The sequence below is a fragment of the Methylophaga sp. UBA4204 genome, from assembly GCF_002379485.1.
GTDB lineage: Bacteria > Pseudomonadota > Gammaproteobacteria > Nitrosococcales > Methylophagaceae > Methylophaga.
Genome location: NZ_DFTU01000075.1, coordinates 2,129 through 3,031, shown reverse-complemented (window position 1 = coordinate 3,031; position 903 = coordinate 2,129). Strand labels below are relative to the sequence as shown.

Annotated in this window: 2 protein-coding genes; one reads left to right on the top strand and one right to left on the bottom strand. The window is 41.2% G+C overall.

Going from position 1 to position 903, the window contains the following annotated elements; all coding sequences use genetic code 11:
- Positions 1-381: NnrS family protein (locus tag B3182_RS10840; RefSeq protein WP_292752736.1), on the top strand; the 381-nt coding region annotated here is incomplete at its 5' end.
- A 36-nt stretch (positions 382-417) separates the two neighbouring features.
- On the opposite strand, the gene B3182_RS10835 is transcribed toward B3182_RS10840, so the two are convergent.
- Positions 418-726, bottom strand: coding sequence for a hexameric tyrosine-coordinated heme protein (locus tag B3182_RS10835; RefSeq protein ID WP_292356768.1), 309 nt, complete (start codon positions 724-726; stop codon positions 418-420).
- Positions 727-903 lie beyond the last annotated feature (177 nt).

The window sequence follows — 903 nt, the reverse complement described above, 5'->3', positions numbered from 1 at the left end:
TCGTTACATATCGGTTACTGGTTCATATCGTTGGGGCTGTTAATGTTTTCAGCCTATTATGCCGGTCTCGCCATACCGTATAGTGTGGCTTTACATGCTTTGACTGCTGGTGCCATGGGGACAATGATTCTTAGTATGATGTCTCGGGTCTCATTGGGACATAGTGGAAGATCCTTAACACCAAAACGATTGATGTCACTGGCCTTTATGTTGATTATTTCTGTCGGCTTGACTCGAACACTGTTGATTTGGTTATTCCCAGCACAAATATCTTTTTGGTTATGGTTTAGCGTCCTTGCCTGGGCAACGGCTTACACTCTTTATGTCATTATTTATTTACCAATATTAACGACACCCAGACCTGATGGAAAGCCGGGTTAGCCCGATAACCATTTCACAAGTTAACAAAGCAGTTTTTTATTCACGCCAATAATCGTTGGCAATAGCTATTGTTTTGAATTCAATTGCCACTAGCTCAGCGGCATCCATTAATAGGGCAGGATCTTCAGCATATTTTGCTCTTACACGATGTTTGGCAGCAGCGTCAGTCTGAATGGTTCCAATGGTTTTTCGTACGATTTTAATGGCCAGCTGCCTGCCTTCATAAGGCGTTTCGGTAATTAATGTTGGTACATAATTATCTTCTGCTGCCATCTCGTTGGCAGAGAGGTTAATTGGGAGTAACAACGGCAAAGTCATTAACAATATTGAATAGTACTGTTTCATTTGAGTTATCCTATGTTTGTTGGCGAAATGTTCGTACACAAACAATATAACCCGAAAACAAGTAAGTCAAGTACCTATTTAAAATTACAGGATATCCATGGGACCGTTACTACAAGATCAAGTGTGTTTTGCGTTGTACTCAACAAGTGGGGAGGTCACCAAGGCATATGGAAAGCT

What these genes read in the sequence shown, in the direction of transcription:
- B3182_RS10835 (WP_292356768.1), bottom strand. Translation starts at nt 726, where the DNA reads ATGAAACAGTACTATTCAATATTGTTAATGACTTTGCCGTTGTTACTC.